Annotated in this window: 12 protein-coding genes and 1 pseudogene; 1 reads left to right on the plus strand and 12 read right to left on the minus strand. The window is 68.2% G+C overall.

Features of this window, described 5'->3' with window-relative positions:
* Positions 1-142 precede the first annotated feature (142 nt).
* The 7 genes from OG627_RS06570 to ngcE form a co-directional block, all read right to left on the minus strand.
* On the minus strand, positions 143-1,474 hold the full coding sequence (locus OG627_RS06570; RefSeq protein ID WP_443073423.1) for a sugar ABC transporter permease: 1,332 nt from the start codon (positions 1,472-1,474) through the stop codon (positions 143-145).
* Complete coding sequence (locus OG627_RS06575; protein ID WP_329062362.1) at positions 1,471-2,259, minus strand: ATP-binding cassette domain-containing protein; 789 nt, start codon at positions 2,257-2,259, stop codon at positions 1,471-1,473. Before OG627_RS06575 ends, OG627_RS06570 begins: the two co-directional genes overlap by 4 nt.
* Before the next feature lie 338 nt (positions 2,260-2,597).
* Positions 2,598-3,698, minus strand: a complete 1,101-nt coding sequence (locus OG627_RS06580; protein ID WP_329072431.1) for a sugar ABC transporter substrate-binding protein — start codon at positions 3,696-3,698, stop codon at positions 2,598-2,600.
* A gap of 133 nt (positions 3,699-3,831) precedes the next feature.
* On the minus strand, positions 3,832-5,031 hold the full coding sequence (locus OG627_RS06585; protein ID WP_329062364.1) for an ROK family transcriptional regulator: 1,200 nt from the start codon (positions 5,029-5,031) through the stop codon (positions 3,832-3,834).
* Positions 5,032-5,290: 259 nt separating this feature from the next.
* Complete coding sequence (locus OG627_RS06590) at positions 5,291-6,226, minus strand: carbohydrate ABC transporter permease (RefSeq protein ID WP_329062366.1); 936 nt, start codon at positions 6,224-6,226, stop codon at positions 5,291-5,293.
* Positions 6,226-7,149: a carbohydrate ABC transporter permease gene (locus OG627_RS06595; protein WP_329062368.1), complete on the minus strand. Its 924-nt coding sequence runs from the start codon at positions 7,147-7,149 to the stop codon at positions 6,226-6,228. The genes OG627_RS06590 and OG627_RS06595 overlap by 1 nt, the downstream gene beginning before the upstream one ends.
* Before the next feature lie 112 nt (positions 7,150-7,261).
* Positions 7,262-8,707: an N-acetylglucosamine/diacetylchitobiose ABC transporter substrate-binding protein gene (gene ngcE, locus OG627_RS06600; protein ID WP_329062371.1), complete on the minus strand. Its 1,446-nt coding sequence runs from the start codon at positions 8,705-8,707 to the stop codon at positions 7,262-7,264.
* A 495-nt stretch (positions 8,708-9,202) separates the two neighbouring features.
* Between ngcE and OG627_RS06605 the strand changes: the two genes are divergently transcribed.
* Complete coding sequence (locus OG627_RS06605) at positions 9,203-13,069, plus strand: GH92 family glycosyl hydrolase (protein ID WP_329062373.1); 3,867 nt, start codon at positions 9,203-9,205, stop codon at positions 13,067-13,069.
* Between the two features lie 78 nt (positions 13,070-13,147).
* On the opposite strand, the gene OG627_RS06610 is transcribed toward OG627_RS06605, so the two are convergent.
* The 5 genes and pseudogenes from OG627_RS06610 to acnA all read right to left on the minus strand — a co-directional run bounded on the left by OG627_RS06610 (position 13,148) and on the right by acnA (position 17,340).
* A complete protein-coding gene (locus OG627_RS06610; RefSeq protein WP_329062375.1) occupies positions 13,148-13,396 on the minus strand; it encodes a hypothetical protein in 249 nt (82 codons plus the stop codon).
* 147 nt (positions 13,397-13,543) lie between these two features.
* Positions 13,544-13,804, minus strand: a complete 261-nt coding sequence (locus tag OG627_RS06615) for a DUF6879 family protein (RefSeq protein ID WP_329062377.1) — start codon at positions 13,802-13,804, stop codon at positions 13,544-13,546.
* A 46-nt stretch (positions 13,805-13,850) separates the two neighbouring features.
* A pseudogene (locus OG627_RS06620) lies at positions 13,851-14,171 on the minus strand (DUF6879 family protein); the annotation flags it as partial.
* Complete coding sequence (locus tag OG627_RS06625; protein ID WP_329062379.1) at positions 14,164-14,433, minus strand: hypothetical protein; 270 nt, start codon at positions 14,431-14,433, stop codon at positions 14,164-14,166. The gene OG627_RS06625 and the pseudogene OG627_RS06620, both read right to left, overlap by 8 nt.
* A gap of 192 nt (positions 14,434-14,625) precedes the next feature.
* A complete protein-coding gene (gene acnA, locus OG627_RS06630; RefSeq protein ID WP_329062381.1) occupies positions 14,626-17,340 on the minus strand; it encodes an aconitate hydratase AcnA in 2,715 nt (904 codons plus the stop codon).
* Positions 17,341-17,615 lie beyond the last annotated feature (275 nt).

Genomic DNA, 17,615 nt, shown 5'->3' on the forward strand with positions numbered 1-17,615 from the left:
GGACGGCGGGCTGTGCGTTGTACGTCACCCGTTCGGCGGTATGTACGTCATATTGACGCCTCTCGGGACGCGGCCGTGCCCGACACCCCGGTGAAGGGGTGCCGGGCACGGCCGGCCGGTCCGGAGAACCGCGGCGGAGCGCTCAGGCGCGGCCGGCGGTCTTCTGGGTCTTCCGGGTGACGGCGTCGATCAGGACGGTGGCCAGCAGCACCGCGCCGGTGATCATGTTCTGGACCGCGGAGGCGACGCCCTGGAGGGCGAGACCGTACTGGATCGAGATGATCACCAGCACACCGAGCAGCGCGTTCCAGGTGCGGCCGCGGCCGCCGAAGAGGCTCGTACCGCCGATGACGGCCGCCGCGATGGCGTTCATCAGCAGCTCACCGGCGCCCGCGCTCTGGTTGGCCGAGGCGATCTTCGAGGCGATGAAGAGACCGCCGATGGAGGCGAACGTACCGGCGATCGCGAAGACCGAGATCCGTACCAGGGTGACGTTGATACCGGCGCGGCGGGACGCCTCGACGCTGCCGCCGAGCGCGAAGACCTTGCGGCCGTACGCGGTGCGGCGCAGTACGAAGTCGGTCACGACGAGCATCGCCAGGAAGATGACGACCGCGAGCGGCAGCCCCTTGTACTGGTTGTAGACGATCGCCACGGCGAAGGCCAGGACCGCGAGCAGGGCCGTACGGAGCACGATCTCGTTGAGCGGCCTGGACGGGACGCCGAGCACCTGCCGGCGGCGGTTCTCCAGGAAGGTCGTCAGGAAGAACACCACGACGGCGACGACGGCGAGGCCGTAGGCGGCGGCGACGTCGGTGAAGTAGTAGCTGGTGAGCTTGACGACGATGCCGTCGGAGTCCAGGTTGATGGTGCCGTTGTCACCGAGGATCTGGAGCATGAAGCCGGACCAGAACAGCAGTCCGGCCAGGGTGACGGCGAAGGCGGGCGCGCCGACCCGGGCGAAGAAGAAGCCGTGGATCGCGCCGATGACGGTGCCGCTGACGATCGCGATCAGCACCGCCAGCCACTCGTTCACGCCGTGGGTGACGCTCAGTACGGCGACGATCGCGCCGGAGACACCGCTGACCGAGCCGACGGACAGGTCGATCTCACCGAGCAGCAGGACGAAGACGATACCGACGGCGATCATGCCGGTGCCGACCATCGCCACGGAGATGTCGGAGAGGTTGCCCGCGGTGAGGAAGTTCGAGTTGAGGCTCTGGAAGATGCCCCAGATGACGATCAGGCCGATGACGACCGGGATGGCGCCCAGGTCGCCCCCGCGTATCTTGCGCCGGAACTCGGAGACGTAGCCCGCGAACCCCTGCTCGCGCACGAGCAGCCGGGGGTCGACCACGGTGACCGCGCCCGCGGCGGCGGGCGGCGCGTCGACCGGGGCGGGGACTTCCCCGTCCTTGGCCCCGGTGGCCTTGCCGGCCTCGTCCAGCGGCGTGGAGGACTTGTCCGTACTCACTTCTGAACCTCCACAGTGCGCGACGCGCGGCGGGTCACGGCGTTGTCCGTGGCACCGGTGATGGCGGCGATGATCTCTTCCTGGCTGGTGCCCGCGACATCGAAGACACCGTTGTTGCGGCCGAGCCTGAGCACCGCCACCTTGTCGGCGACGGCCTTGACGTCGGCCATGTTGTGGCTGATGAGGAGTACGGCGAGACCGCGTTCCCGCAGCCGCTCGACCAGGTCGAGCACCTGGGCGGTCTGCTCGACGCCCAGCGCGGCCGTCGGCTCGTCGAGGATGACGAGCTTGGGCTCGCCGAGCATGGACCGGGCGATGGCCACGGTCTGGCGCTGGCCGCCGGAGAGCGAGGCGATCGGGATCCGGACGCTCGGGATCCGGATCGACAGGGTGGTGAGCAGCTCGCGCGAGCGGCGCTCCATCTCGACCTCGTCGAGCACGCCCCAGCTGCGCAGTTCGCGGCCGAGGTAGAGGTTGCCGACGACATCGAGGTTGTCGCAGAGCGCGAGGTCCTGGTAGACGGTCGCGATGCCCAGTCCCTGGGCGTCCTGCGGGCGGCCGACCGTGACGGGGCCGCCTTCCCACTCGATGACTCCGTCATCGATGGGGTGTACGCCGGCGATGGTCTTCACCAGCGTGGATTTACCGGCGCCGTTGTCGCCGACGAGGGCGACCACCTCACCGGGGTGGACCTCAAGCTCTACATCGGTGAGCGCCTGGACGGCACCGAATCGCTTGGAGACCCCTCGCAACGCCAGCACGGGCGTAGCGGTCACGTGAACCATCTCCTTCGCCGCCTGACCGGCGGGGATGCCGCGCCGGGGGTGGCGCGGAGGTCGAGCAGAAGAGAACGGGAGGGCAAGGGTGCCCGGTGCGGCGGTGGGCGGGTCCCGTCCGTCCGCTTCCGCGTGGTCGGCGCGGGCGGTCCGGGCGGGGCCTGTCGTGCGTCCGGCACCCCGCCCCAGCTGCGGGGCGTGGACGGGCGGGGTGCCGGACGGGCTTCACCGGGACGGGGCCGGCCGGGGCGGGCCCGGGGCCGCCTCCTCGCGGAGCGCGGGCCCGGACGGGCCTGGCCGGCCCGGCGGCGGTGTCCGCCCGCTGGGGCGCGCACCGCCGCGCGGTGCTACTTGAGGCCGATCTTGTCGCAGGCGGTCTTGAACTTGCCGCTGCAGATCTCGCCGACGGTGTAGAAGCCGTCCTTGATGACCGTCTCGTTGATGTTGTCCTTGGTCAGGGAGACGACCGGGACGAGCACGGTGGGGATGCCCTTGACGGAGTCGCTGTCGACGCTGTCCTTGGCGATGGAGTCGAGCTTCTCGCCCTTGGCGAGCGCGACGGCCATCTCGGCGCCGATCTCGGCCTCCTGCGGGTACGACTTGTAGACGCTCATGAACTGCTCGCCGTTGACGATGCGCTGCACACCGGCCAGCTCGGCGTCCTGTCCGGTGACCGGCGGAAGCTTGGCGTAGCCCGCGCCCTTGAGCGCGGTGACGATGCCGCCCGCCATGCCGTCGTTGGCCGAGTAGACACCGATGATCTTGTTCTTGCCCAGCGCGGAGATGGCGCCTTCCATGTTGGCGTTGGCGTTGTCCGGCTTCCACTCCTTGGTGTCGTACTCCTTCCCGATGTTCACCTTGCCGTCGAGGGCGGAGTGCGCGCCCTTCTTGAACAGGGCTGCGTTCGGGTCGGTGACGGCGCCGTTCATCATGACGATGTCGCCGGACTTGGCCTTGTCGCCCAGCTCTTCGAGGAGGGCCTTGCCCTGGACCCGGCCGACCTCTTCGTTGTCGAAGGAGGTGTACGCGTCGATGGGGCCTTCGGCGAGCCGGTCGTAGGCGACGACGGGTATGCCCGCCTCCTTGGCCTTCTGGACCGAGCCCCTGATCGCCTTGGCGTCGACCGCGTCGATCATCAGGACGCTCACCTTGTTGGTGATCATCGTGTCGACCTGCTGGTTCTGGGTCGTCGCGTCCTGCTTGGCGTTGGCGTAGACGACCTTGCCGGTGCCGTCGGTCAGCTCGCTGACCTTCTTCTCGATCAGCGGCTTGTCGAACTTCTCGTACCGGGCTGTCTGGTTCTCCGGGAGAAGCAGGCCGACCGTGATCGGGCCCTTGCTGTCCGACTTGGACGCTTCGGCCTTGTCACCGGATTCCTTCGCGCTGCCACAGGCGGCGAGGGAAACGGCCATCGCTGTTGCGGCCGTGGCCACGGCGGCGCGACGCATCGTTGCGTTCACTTCAAAAACCTCCCTGACGAGGCCGCGTCGTTGCGGCCGAGGTGGCAGGAAGTCAACTCGGCCACAGGGCCAGCGTCAAGGAGTAAATCCTTAACGAGATGACAACGGTGCCATTCGTTATCTAAGTGAAGGCAGGAAGCCCGGTGGGGAGGGCGCTCTCCAACAGGGTGGAATCCCCCATCTCGCTCAGTACGAGAGCCAGCGCGCCGAGCACCTCCGCCCGGCCGCCCAGCGCCCCGGGCAGCACCGACAGCTGCCGGGCCGCGCTCGGGATCGAGTACCGGGCGACCGACTCCCGTATCGGCGCGAGCACCAGCTCACCGGCCTCCGCGAGGTCTCCGCCGAGCACCACCCGGCTGGGGTTGAGCAGGTTGCACAGATTGGCCACCCCGCTGCCGACATGGCGGCCGACGTCGGCGATCACCCGGCGGCAGCCCGGGTCGCCCTCCCTGGCGAGCTGGACGACCCGTTCCATGGTCAGGTCCGGCCCGTGGTTGGAGCGCAGCAGCGGCAGGACGTAGCGGGCCGCAGCGAAGGTCTCCAGGCAGCCCCGGTTGCCGCAGCGGCACACCGGACCCGACTCGTCCAGCGTGATGTGGCCGATCTCGCCCGCCGTGCCGCCGGGTCCCCGGTAGATCTGGCCGGCGATCACCAGCCCGGCGCCGACGCCGCTGGCGACCTTGATGTAGGCGAGGTCCTGGACGCCGCGCCCGCTGCCCCAGACCAGCTCGCCCAGCGCGCCGAGGTTGGCGTCGTTGTCCACGTACACCGGCACGCCGAGGCGCCCGGCCAGCTCGTCGCCGGGGTTGATCCCGGACCAGCCCGGCAGGATCGAGGTGGAGCCGAGCGTGCCCGACTCGACGTCGATCGGGCCCGGGACGCCGAGCCCGACACCGATCACCTTCTGACGGCTGACGCCGGTGGTCACGATCAGCCGCTCGACCAGTTCCTCGGCCCGGCCGAAGCCCTGGGCGGACGAGGCGTCCACGTCGAGCGGCTCCGACTCCTCCGCGAGCACCTGGTGGGCGAGGTTGCCGACCGCCACCCGTAGATGCGTATGGCCGAAGTCCACCCCGACGACGATGCCGGCGTCCCCGCTCAGCGAGACGCTGCGGGCCCGCCGTCCGCCCGCCGAGGTGGGCGTGACCTGGACCGTTCCGCCGTCCTTCAGCTCACGGACGATATTGGAGACCGTGGCCGCCGACAGTCCCGTGGACCTGGCGATCTCCGCCTGGGTGAGGGAACCGGCCATACGCACCGCGCGTACGACCCGTTCGAGGTTGGCCCGGTGCAGCGAAGACTGCGACCCTGGAGTCTCCACGAATCATCCACTCCTGCCCTTGGCGGACGGCGCGACCACCGTCCCCGGCCGGGGCCGCCACGATGAGACCCCGACGTATCTCCAACTTGTGAACCCTAAGCTCAGCCTTTCGGTCAGCTTCCCGTCAAGACCTTGAGCGAGTACGCGTACGGATGAGCGCGGTTCACGCCATCGCTCCGGCCGGGCACGGACCATGACAAAACCGCCCGCCGGCCGGGGCCGACGAGCGGTTTCGCGGGATGTCCGGCGGGACGGCCGGCTACTTCAGCGCCCCCGCCGTCAGGCCCGCCACGACCTGCCGCTGGAAGACGATGTACGCGGCGAGGACCGGGAGCATGGCCATCACCAGCCCGGCGAAGAGCCCGGACCAGTCGCCCTTGTACCCCTGGCTGACCGCGAGCTGCACCAGCCCCTGGGAGAGCACCTTGTGGTCCGCGTCCGTGTTCAGCACCGTCGGCAGCAGGTACTGGTTCCACTGCCCGAGGAAGTTGAAGATGCCCACGCTGATCAGCCCCGGCTTGGCCATCGGCAGCATCACCTGGAAGAACGTCCGGGTGTGCGAGGCGCCGTCGATGAGGGCCGCCTCCGCGATCGAGGTGGGCAGCGTCCGGAAGAACGAGGTCAGGAAGAAGACCGTGAACGGCAGCGAGTAGGCGATGTAGACCAGGATCAGGCCGTGGAAGGTGTTCAGCAGACCCACGTTCTTCATCACGAAGAACAGCGGCACCAGCGCGAGGATGATCGGGAAACTCATCCCGCCGATGAACAGGTAGTAGATGAAGCGGTTGCCGGGGAACTCGAAGCGCGCCAGTACGTAGGCGGCCATCGAGCCGAGCAGCAGGGTCCCGAACAGTGAACCGGCCACCACCAGGATGGTGTTGAGGAAGTAGTCGCTCATGTGCGCCTGGGTCCAGGCACGCGACCAGTTCTCGAAGTGGAGCTTGTCCGGAAGCGCCCAGGGCGAGGTGAAGATGGACCGGTCGTCCTTGAAGGACGTCATGACGGCCCACAGCAGCGGCAGGGTGACCAGCAGGGCCCAGATCACCAGCACGCCGTGCGAGAAGACGTTGAGTACGCCGCCGCCGCGCGACTCCGCGGCGGGCGGCGCGGGCGCCGGGGGCGCGGCGGGCCGGACCGTGACCGTGCCGGCCGTCGGCGGGGTGTCGGCGGGCGGAGGGGTGTCGGTGGTCTTCATCAGTACTCCAGCCGCTCGCGTCGGCCCAGCCGCATCACGATGGCCGCGAAGGCCAGCGTGACGACGAGGAGGGCGACACCGATCGTGGTCGCATAACCGGCCTGACCGTCACGGAACGCCTTCTGGTAGACGAGCAACGTCAGAACATTGGTGGATTCCGCGGGACCGCCGGGCCCCACGGTCATGATCTGGACGACCGCGAACGACTCCGCGCCCAGGGCCAGGATGCCCATGTAGACCCAGCCGGACTGCACGGTGTCCCAGAGCAGCGGCAGGGTGATCCGGAAGAAGGTGGTCACCCGGCTCGCGCCGTCCAGCAGCGCCGCCTCGTAGAAGTCCTTGGGGATGGAGGCCATGCCCGCCGAGAACAGCACCACGAAGAAGCCGGTCGTGGACCAGACCAGCACGGCCATCACACACCACAGCGCCAGCTTCGGATCGCCCAGCCAGATCGGCTGCACGCTCCCCAGACCGACCGCCGAGAGCGCGGAGTTGATGGCGCCGCTGTTCGGGTTGTACGCGAACTGGAAGAGCAGCGCGACGATCGCGATCGACAGCACCTGCGGGAAGAAGTACACGATCTTGTAGAAGCCGGAGCCCCGTACCCCGGCGACCGCCGCGCCCTTCCGCCGGCGCCCGCCGACGTTCAGCATGAACGCGAAGAACAGCGCGAGCCCGAGCACCACCACCGGCAGCAGCAGCGCGAAGGCCAGGCTGTGCCGCAGGGCGCTCCAGAAGGTGCTGTCGTCGAGCATCCGGCTGTAGTTGTCGAAACCGACCATCGTGAAGTCCGGGCTGAGTCCGGTCCAGTTCGTGAACGAGTAGTAGATGGACTGGACGAACGGCCATATGACGAACAGCGCGTAGAGCGCCAGCGGGCCGATCAGGAAGCCCACGATGAACCGGTACTTGCCGTGTTGCATGTCTCCGACCCCGAATCTCCGGCGAAAGCCGCCGTACTGCCATGGGGCGGCCCGTCGGACGGGCCGGAACCGGAAGCCCCGGCGGGGCTCCCGGTCACTGTGTCCGCAGCGCCTACTGGTGCTTGTAGTGCTTGATCGAGTCGTCCTTGGCCGCGGCGTCCGCGAACTCCTGGCACTTCTTGACGGCTTCCGCGGGCGTCATGCGGCCGGCCATCATCTCGCCGAGCGCGCCCGAGCCGATCTTCTCCTTCTGGAGGGCCACGTACCAGTCCTGGAGGCGCGGGTTGAGCACGTTGTCACCGGCCTTGGCGAGCGCGTCGACGCCCGCCTGGAGCGCGGTGGAGAGGGTGAGTCCGTCCGTACCGCCGTTGAAGGCGCTGAGGGACTTCACCTTGGAGGTGAAGTTCTTCGAGGACTCCTCGCTCAGCATGATGCGCAGCTGCTCCATGCCGCCTTCGGGGTTCTTGGCGTTGGCAGGCACGATGAACGGCTCGCCTCCCGACGCCCAGATCGTGCCGAACGGCAGCTTGTCGGAGCTGTCGAGGCCGGAGGGCGCCGACACCTTCATCTGGAAGTCCTCGGGCGTCGTCTTGGCCGCCTCGTTCTCCACCCACGAACCGTTCGGGATGAACAGCGCCTTGCCCTCGGTCCACGCCGTCTGCGACTGGATGTGGTCGAGCCCCGGGGTGCCCTTGAGGATGTAGCCCTTCTGGAACAGCTCGTAGTACGCCTCGAAGGCGGCCTTGACCGCCGGGTGCTTCCAGGCGTTCGGCTCCAGGTTGTCGATGGAGTCGAGGACCTCGCGGCCACCGATCTTGCCGATGAACGGGTAGAGCGAGAAGGGCAGGTAGTACGGGTACTTGCCCGCGTACGTCCAGCCCGCGATGCCCTTCTTCTTGGCCTTCGCGCACAGGGCCAGCATCGCGTCCCAGTCCTCGGGGTACTGCGCGTCGAGCTTGTCCAGCGCGGTCTGCGAGTACCAGACGCCGTAGACCGTGTACGCGTAGTACATGATCCACACCGGGTCGCCGTCGAGCCGGCCCATTTCGAGGACCCCGGGGCGCAGCGTGTCGCGGACCTTCTTGGCCGGGTCGTCGTAGGAGGGGGCGTCCATCAGCGCGGTGAAGTCGGCGAGCTGCTTCTTGCCGGCGAGGACGCCCATGTCCATCTGTTCGGCGCCCGAGTTGTCGATCAGGTCGGGCGGGGTGCCGCCGTTGAAGCGCGGCTGAAGCTCGGTCTGGATCTTCTGCGTCGGGGTGAACGTCACCTTCGCCCCGGGGAACGCCTTCTCGTACTGCTTGACGGCGTCGGTGGCGTACTCCGTGCCGAACCCGCCGTCGAACAGGACGAAGTCGAGCGGTGCGCTCTTGTTCACCCCGAGCGGGTTCTTCGCGGACTTCTCGCCCTTCTCGGCCTTCTCGCCGCCACCGCTGTCGCTGCTGGCGCACGAGGCCAGGAAGCTCATGGTGGGAACGGTGATCAGCCCGATCGCGGCGGACCGCTTGATCACATCTCGACGGCCGAGGCCCCCGTCGTGCCGAGCGGAGGTGGATCCCATGCTCAAGTCCTCGCCTTCTTCAGGACTCAGGCGGTGTACCGGTCACCCGTCCTTCTCACTTGAGGAGAAGGGCCCCCGCCACCGCGGTCAGAATGAAGCTGGTCGTGCCGGATTGCCGTGCAGGATCGATGTGTCCGGATAATGCCCGGCGCGCTCGGGCAGAGCCCTCCCCGCCGTCCTCCGTCCCCCCGCACGGAGCGTCCGCCGGGCCTTCCGGACCGCCCGGGGCGGACGCCGACAGGTATAGTCCACTTCCCGCCGACTGAGCAAGATCGAAAGCAGGTTTGGGCGGCAGTCTTTCCCTAGTTGAGACCTCGTGGATATCTGAGCCGGTCCTGCTGTCATTCGATCATGTCAATCACTCCCGGGCGATACATTCCGGACACGCCGTCGCGTCAACACCCTTGACACCAATCGCCACTTGGCTCCTACTGGACCCTGCGCTTCTCGTTTGACAACGTTGTCCAACTGGGTAAGCAGGAGGAAAAGCTCGCCATGCAGCAGAGAACCGGAACCCGGAGCAGACAATGGCATACGGCCGCCCTGGTGGCGGCTGCCTCACTGCTCGTCGTGACAGCCCAATCCGCCGCTATAGCACAGCCCGCTCAACCCCGTCCGCCACAAAAGGAATTCATTTCGTCTTTCGAGGAGGACGATCCCCAGCCGGACTGGCGCAATACCGTCGAAGTGGGGCCCGGTGGAGAGAAGCGGGCATCCGGTGTCGACGGCGGCTTCAGCAGTGGAATTCCGGGCAATATCACCGACCGTGTGGTGGAACTGCGCGCCAGCGACGAGAACACGTCCGGCGGTGAGACCAAGGAGAATCTGGTCGATGTCGAGCCGTCCACCAAATGGCTCGCCTTCCGGCCCACCGGCTGGGTCGAGTTCGACCTCGACGGACCGGCCAAGGTCGTCACGTACGCCCTGACCTCGGCGAACGACCACCCGGAGCGCGACCCCCGGGACTGGACGCTCCAGGGCTCGGTGGACGGCAAGGAGTGGAAGGACCTGGACCACAGGACGGGCGAGACCTTCGGGCAGCGCTTCCAGACCAAGTCCTACGACGTGGCCGCGTCGGCCGCCGCGGCCTACCCGCACTACCGGCTGGACATCACCGCGAACAACGGCGCCACCGACGCGACCCAACTGGCCGATGTGCAGTTCTCCGACGGCGATACGAGCACCCCGGCGCCCCGCGACATGCGCACCCAGACCGACCGCGGCCCCACCGGCTCCCCGACCGCCAAGTCCGGTGCCGGGTTCACGGGCAGGAACGCCCTGAAGTACGCGGGCACGCACGAGCCGGCCGGGCGCGCGTACTCGTACAACAAGGTCTTCGACGTCGATCTGCCGGTGCGTCCCGACACGGCGCTCTCGTACCGGATCTACCCCGCGCTCCCGGCGCAGCCCGAGGCCGATCTCACCTACCCCGCCACGAACGTGGCCGTGGACCTCGCCTTCACCGACGGCACCTATCTGAGCGGCCTCAAGGCCACCGACGCGCACGGCGGAGCGCTCACTCCGCAGGGACAGGGCGACGCCAAGCGGCTCTACGTCAACCAGTGGAACCAGGTCGACGCCCGGATCGGCGCGGTCGCGGCCGGCAAGACCGTGGCCCGGATCCTGGTGGCGTACGACTCGCGCAAGGGGCCCGCGTCCTTCCAGGGCTGGATCGACGACATCAGCCTGAAGCCGAAGCCGGTGGAGAAGCCGCTGGCGCACCTCTCGGACTACGCCTCCACCACCCGGGGCACCAACTCCAGCGGCTCCTTCTCGCGCGGCAACAACTTCCCCGCGACCGCGGTGCCCAACGGGTTCAACTTCTGGACGCCGGTGACCAACGCCGGTTCCAACAGCTGGCTGTACGAGTACAGCCGCGCCAACAACGCCGACAACCTGCCCACCGTGCAGGCGTTCAGCGCCAGCCACGAGCCGAGCCCCTGGATGGGCGACCGGCAGACCTTCCAGCTGATGCCCTCGACGGCCGCGGGAACGCCCGACGCCTCCCGTACGGCCAGGGCGCTGCCCTTCCGGCACGAGAACGAGACGGCCAGGCCGCACTACTACGGTGTGACCTTCGAGAACGGCCTCAAGACCGAGATGGCCCCGACCGATCACGCGGCGATGGTGCGTGTCACCTATCCGGATGACAACGCCAGCATGATCTTCGACAACATCTCCAACGCGGGCGGTCTGACCCTCGATCCGGCGACCCGCTCCTTCAGCGGCTACTCGGACGTCAAGAGCGGACTGTCCACCGGCGCGACGCGCCTTTTCGTATACGGCGTCTTCGACGCGCCCGTCACCGCGAGCGGCAAGCTGAGCGGGGGCGGCGGGGCGGACGTCACCGGCTATCTGCGCTTCGACGCGGGCAAGAACCGCACCGTCACCCTGCGGCTGGCGACCTCGCTGATCGGTCTCGACCAGGCGAAGAAGAACCTCGCCGACGAGATCCCGGCCGCCACCCGCTTCGAGCAGGTCGAGAACCGCGCCCAGCGCGCCTGGGACGACATCCTGGGCAGGGTGCGGGTCGAGGGGGCCACCCAGGACCAGCTGACCACGCTCTACTCCAACCTCTACCGGCTCTACCTGTATCCCAACTCCGGCTTCGAGAACACCGGTACGAAGGCCCGCCCGAAGCAGCAGTACGCCAGCCCCTTCTCCCCGCAGACCGGACCCGACACCCCGACGCGGACGGGCGCGAAGATCGTCGACGGTGAGGTCTACGTCAACAACGGTTTCTGGGACACGTACCGCACGACCTGGCCCGCGTACTCCCTCCTCACGCCGAAGAAGGCGGGCAAACTGGTGGACGGCTTCGTCCAGCAGTTCAAGGACGGCGGCTGGACCTCGCGCTGGTCCTCCCCCGGCTACGCCGACCTGATGACCGGCACCAGCTCGGACGTCGCCTTCGCCGACGCGTACGTCAAGGGCGTCGACTTCGACGCGAAGGCCGCGTACGAGGCTGCGGTGAAGAACGCCACGGTGGTCGCGCCGCGTTCGGGCGTCGGCCGCAAGGGCATGGAGACCTCGACCTTCACCGGCTACGCCTCCACCGCCACCCACGAGGGCCTGTCGTGGTCGCTGGAGGGATACCTCAACGACTACGGCATCGCGCGGATGGGCGAGCAGCTGGCCAAGAAGACCAAGAACAAAAGGGACAAGGCGCGTTACGAGGAGGAGTCCGCGTACTTCCTCAACCGGGCCCGGAACTACGTCTCCCTCTTCGACGAGAAGGCCGACTTCTTCCAGGGCCGCGACACGAAGGGCGACTGGCGGGTGGACTCGGAGAAGTTCGACCCGAGGGTGTGGGGCTACGACTTCACCGAGACGAACGGCTGGGGATACGCGTTCACGGCGGTCCAGGACAGCCGGGGACTGGCCAACCTGTACGGCGGGACGGCGGGGCTGGCGAAGAAGCTGGACACCTTCTTCTCGACGCCCGAGACGGCCACGGCCGAGTTCAAGGGCTCGTACGGCTCGGTCATCCACGAGATGACGGAGGCCCGCGACGTACGGATGGGCATGTACGGCCACTCCAACCAGCCGTCCCACCACATCCCGTACATGTACGACGCGGCCGGGCAGCCGTGGAAGACCCAGGAGAAGGTACGCGAGGTGCTGAGCCGCCTCTATGTCGGCAGCGAGATCGGCCAGGGCTACCCGGGCGACGAGGACAACGGCGAGATGTCCGGCTGGTACCTCTTCTCCGCGCTCGGCTTCTACCCGCTGGTGATGGGCAGCGGTGAGTACGCGATCGGTTCGCCCCTCTTCACGAAGGCGACCGTCCGCATGGACAACGGACGCACGCTGGAGATCAAGGCGCCCAAGAACAGCGCGCGGAACATCTACGTGCAGGGCCTCAAGGTCAACGGCAAGTCCTGGAACTCCACCGCGCTCCCGCACGACGTGCTGGCGCGCGGCGGCCGGCTGGAGTTCGCGATGGGTCCGGCCCCCTCGTCGTGGGGCACGGGCAAGAAGGCGGGCCCCGTCTCCCTCACCCAGGACGACAAGGTCCCCTCACCCCGTACGGACGCCCTGACGGGCCCCGGAGCCCTCTTCGACGACTCGGCCGCGACCCGGGCACCGGTCGAATCGGTCGACCTGCCGGTCGCCTCGGCGACCAGGGCGGTCCAGTACACCCTGACCTCGGGGACGGCGGACCGGGCGCCGACGGGCTGGAGGCTGGAGGGCTCGGCCGACGGCACATCCTGGAAGACGCTGGACACCCGCTCCCAGGAGTCCTTCACCTGGGACAGCCAGACCCGCGCCTTCACGATCGCCAAGCCCGGTACGTACGCCAACTACCGCCTGGTGAGCGACGCCCCGGCGACCCTGGCGGAGGTGGAGCTGCTGCGGTAGGTCAGCGGTAGGCAGGTCCCGAACGGTTACGGGGGGCGGGGCACCGGACGACACCGGTGCCCCGCCCTCTCCGTACGATCATCCGGGGGGCGCCTCAGCCTGCGCCAGCCCCCGCTCGACGCGCTCGCGCGCGGCCGCCGCCCGGGGGTCGTCGTAGCCGTCGAGCAGCCGCAGCGCCCGCGTCCAGTGGCGCAGCGCCGCGGCCGGGTCGTCGTCGAGCCGGGCGGCCGCGAGGCCGTCCAGGGCCTGCGCCTCCTCCCAGCTCTCGCCCAGCTCCCGGTGGGCCGTGGCGGCCAGCCGATGGAGTTGCCGTGGTGTGAGGCTCATGAATCCTCCCTCACCCTGCGGGTGGTGCCCATGGAAGTGAATTCCTCCGGTGACGATTCCGGCCTGTGCGACATCACGGGAAGCCCCCGACAGGTCGTTCCGCGACCTGTCGGAGTAGTTCTCGCCGCTACTGGACTCGCTGATCGCCTAATCCGCCTTCGTCGCCGGAGGAGGAAGGTGCGCCACCTCGCGGTCGAAATAGCTCATCACGTCCTCACCCACCCGGTAGAGTTCCTTGATGTAGCTTTCCCAGCCGCCGATCACTTCGGGATCGGTATGGCGGATCGCACCGTCCGGGACGCCGGACTCGGTGTAGAGCACCTCGTACAGCACGTCTCCGCCGAGAACGATCAGTTCCGGGAGGGGGCCGTCGCCCTCCGACGGGGTCACCACCGGCGCCGACCACACGGACCCGCATTCCGCATTCTGCCTGCTGGCGCAGCGAGTTCAGCTCCCATTGCAGATACGGCGTCAGCGGCTGCTCGACCACCCTGACCCGGTGGAATACGGAGTTGCGGCGCTCGTCCTCGCGTGCGGCGGCGCGAATATTCTCGCGCCGCTCTTCCATGAGTCGCAGTGATTCCGCCCAGTCCCCCCGGGAGAGTGCGTCACGGCTGGGACTGCCCTGTTCCTCGAAATGCTGCCGTCGCTCCAGTTTCCACGAAGCCCGGTCGTGGATCGCCGCGTCCCGCTCCCGGAATTCCCGCTTGTAGACCTCTCGTACGAGCCTCTCACCCTGCCCGGCGAGGAGAGCCGGCGCGCGCAGGTCAAGCATCGGCGATGTCCGGTTTCGCCGCGCTGAGCATGTTCCCGGGAATGACGACGAGCCGTTCGTCCGGCGCGAGAGCAACGCCCTCCGGCAGCCGGGGCGCGTAGTGGGAGGTGAGATCCCTGCCGATCACGGCGATATCGCCGTTGTCCAGCTGCCAGATGTCCGGGCACTCGTCTTTTCCGTCGGAATTCCCCAATTCCTTCGCCGACTTCCCCAGCCGACGGGAGAATAACGCCGACGGGTCGGCCTCCCAGGCACGCTCCATCGCTGCCTCCACTCAATTGGTTGAGCACACAACCGGTGTCCATTGTATATGCGGTTGATTACACAGAGCAACGCACGGCGGGGGCAAGTTCCCGCCAACCGGGGCCCGCGCACGGCTGAGGGCCGTGTGCCGTACGCGTACGTACGGAACACGGCCCTCAGCCGTTCAGCGTCCTGCGTCCTGCCCGCGCGGCTACTTGCGGATCAGGCTGCGCAGCACGTACTGCATGATCCCGCCGTTGCGGTAGTAGTCCGCCTCGCCCGGGGTGTCGATGCGGACGACCGCGTCGAACTCCACGCCGGTGTCGGTGGTGACCTTGACCGTGCGCGGGGTGGTGCCGTTGTTCAGCTCGGTGACGCCGGTGAAGGAGAAGGTCTCCTCGCCGGTCAGGCCGAGGGCCTGGGCCGAGGCGCCCTCCGGGTACTGGAGCGGGAGGACGCCCATGCCGATGAGGTTCGAGCGGTGGATGCGCTCGTACGACTCGGCGATGACGGCCTTGACGCCGAGCAGCGCGGTGCCCTTCGCGGCCCAGTCGCGGGACGAGCCCGAGCCGTACTCCTTGCCCGCCAGGACGACCAACGGGGTGCCGGCGGCCTGGTAGTTCTGGGAGGCGTCGTAGATGAAGGCGACCGGGGCGTCCGGGAGCGTGAAGTCGCGGGTGTAGCCGCCCTCGGTGCCCGGCGCGATCTGGTTGCGCAGGCGGATGTTGGCGAAGGTGCCACGGATCATGACCTCGTGGTTGCCGCGCCTCGAACCGTACGAGTTGAAGTCGCGGCGCTCGACGCCGTGCTCGTTGAGGTACTTGCCCGCCGGGGTGTCGGCCTTGATGGCACCGGCCGGGGAGATGTGGTCGGTGGTGACCGAGTCGCCCAGCTTCGCCAGGACGCGGGCGCCGGCGATGTCCTCGACCGGGCTGGTCTCCATCGTCATGCCCTCGAAGTACGGGGGCTTGCGGACGTAGGTGGACTGCGGGTCCCACTCGAAGGTGTTGCCGGTGGGGATCGGCAGCGCCTGCCACTGGGCGTCACCCGCGAAGACGTCGGCGTAGGACTTGTTGAACATGTCCTCGCCGATGGCGTTGGCCACGACGTCGTTGACCTCGGCCTCGGTGGGCCAGATGTCCTGGAGGTAGACCGGCTTGCCGTCCTGGTCGACGCCCAGGGCGTCCTTGGTGATGTCCACCTTCATGGAGCCGGCGAGGGCGTACGCGACGACCAGCGGCGGGGACGCCAGGTAGTTCATCTTGACGTCGGGGTTGATCCGGCCCTCGAAGTTACGGTTGCCGGAGAGCACCGAGGTGACGGCGAGGTCGTGCTCGTTGACGGCCTTGGAGACCTCCTCGGGCAGCGGGCCCGAGTTGCCGATGCAGGTGGTGCAACCGTAGCCGACGAGGTTGAAGCCGACCTTGTCGAGGTACGGGGTGAGGCCCGCCTTGTCGAAGTAGTCGGTGACGACCTTCGAGCCCGGGGCGAGCGTGGTCTTGACCCACGGCTTGCGGGTCAGGCCCTTCTCGACCGCCTTCTTCGCCACGAGCGCGGCGGCGACCATGACGTAGGGGTTCGAGGTGTTGGTGCAGGAGGTGATCGCGGCGACGGTGACGGCGCCGTGGTCGATCTCGTACGTCGAGCCGTCGGGGGCCGTGACGAGCGTCGGGCGGGTCGGCACGCCGTTGGTGGAGGCGGGGGCGTCGGAAGCCGGGAAGGACTCCTTGCCCGCCTCCTCGTCCTCGGAGACGTAGTTGCGTACGTCCTCGGCGAACTTCGTCTTGGCCTCGGCCAGGATGATGCGGTCCTGCGGGCGCTTCGGGCCGGCGATGGAGGGGACGACCGTGGAGAGGTCCAGCTCCAGCTTCTCCGAGAAGTCGGGCTCGGCGGCCGGGTCGAGCCAGAGGCCCTGCTCCTTGGCGTACGCCTCGACCAGGGCGACCTGCTGGTCGCTGCGGCCGGTCAGGCGCAGGTACTTCAGCGTCTCGTCGTCGATCGGGAAGATCGCGGCGGTGGAGCCGAACTCCGGCGACATGTTGCCGATGGTGGCGCGGTTGGCGAGGGAGGTCGCGGCGACGCCCTCACCGTAGAACTCGACGAACTTGCCGACGACGCCGTGCTTGCGCAGCATCTCGGTGATCGTGAGGACCAGGTCGGTGGCGGTGGTGCCGGCCGGCAGCTCGCCGGTCAGCTTGAAGCCGACGACGCGCGGGATGAGCATGGAGACCGGCTGGCCGAGCATCGCGGCCTCGGCCTCGATGCCGCCGACGCCCCAGCCCAGCACGCCCAGGCCGTTGACCATGGTGGTGTGCGAGTCGGTGCCGACGAGGGTGTCGGGGTACGCCTGGCCGCCCCGGACCATGACCGTACGGGCCAGGTGCTCGATGTTGACCTGGTGGACGATGCCGGTGCCGGGCGGGACGACCTTGAACTCGTCGAAGGCGGTCTGGCCCCAGCGCAGGAACTGGTAGCGCTCGCGGTTGCGGCCGTACTCCAGCTCGACGTTCTGGGCGAACGCCTCGTGCGTGCCGAACTTGTCGGCGATCACGGAGTGGTCGATGACCAGCTCGGCCGGGGCCAGCGGGTTGATCTTCGCCGGGTCGCCACCGAGCTCCTTGACGGCCTCACGCATGGTCGCGAGGTCCACCACACAGGGCACACCGGTGAAGTCCTGCATGATCACGCGGGCCGGCGTGAACTGGATCTCCTGGCTCGGCTGGGCCTGGGAGTCCCAGGAGCCGACGGAGCGGATGTGGTCGGCGGTGATGTTCGCGCCGTCCTCGGTACGGAGCAGGTTCTCCAGCAGCACCTTCAGGCTGTAAGGGAGGCGCGCGGAGCCCTCGACCTTGTCCAGCTTGAAGATTTCGTACGACTCGTCGCCCACGCGCAGCGTGCTGCGGGCGTCGAAGCTGTTCGCCGACACGACAGTCTCCTTCATCAATGTGCGCGTACCTACGTCATGCTGCCGCCACGGCTCCTCGCCGATCCGCTAAGGTAAGGCTTAGTTAGGTAACCCTTACCGATTGGCGGCCGCGGTACGCCCTCGGCAGATATCTCGATGTCGAGATAACTCTAGTACATGACCGCTTCCCGGTCATGCCCGGGCCCGGTCGCGCCGCGCCCCCGGCGGCCGATCGATGCCCCGATGGCCGACAGGCTCGACCGACAGGTCCGACCGACAGGTCCGGCCGACAAGTT

The sequence above is a fragment of the Streptomyces sp. NBC_01429 genome, assembly GCF_036231945.1.
Taxonomy (GTDB): Bacteria; Actinomycetota; Actinomycetes; order Streptomycetales; family Streptomycetaceae; genus Streptomyces.

What these genes read in the sequence shown, in the direction of transcription:
- OG627_RS06610 (WP_329062375.1), bottom strand. Translation starts at nt 13,396, where the DNA reads ATGAGCCTCACACCACGGCAACTCCATCGGCTGGCCGCCACGGCCCAC.
- OG627_RS06580 (WP_329072431.1), bottom strand. Translation starts at nt 3,698, where the DNA reads ATGCGTCGCGCCGCCGTGGCCACGGCCGCAACAGCGATGGCCGTTTCC.
- ngcE (WP_329062371.1), bottom strand. Translation starts at nt 8,707, where the DNA reads ATGGGATCCACCTCCGCTCGGCACGACGGGGGCCTCGGCCGTCGAGAT.
- OG627_RS06625 (WP_329062379.1), bottom strand. Translation starts at nt 14,433, where the DNA reads ATGGAGCGTGCCTGGGAGGCCGACCCGTCGGCGTTATTCTCCCGTCGG.
- OG627_RS06595 (WP_329062368.1), bottom strand. Translation starts at nt 7,149, where the DNA reads ATGCAACACGGCAAGTACCGGTTCATCGTGGGCTTCCTGATCGGCCCG.
- OG627_RS06590 (WP_329062366.1), bottom strand. Translation starts at nt 6,226, where the DNA reads ATGAAGACCACCGACACCCCTCCGCCCGCCGACACCCCGCCGACGGCC.
- OG627_RS06605 (WP_329062373.1), top strand. Translation starts at nt 9,203, where the DNA reads ATGCAGCAGAGAACCGGAACCCGGAGCAGACAATGGCATACGGCCGCC.
- OG627_RS06575 (WP_329062362.1), bottom strand. Translation starts at nt 2,259, where the DNA reads ATGGTTCACGTGACCGCTACGCCCGTGCTGGCGTTGCGAGGGGTCTCC.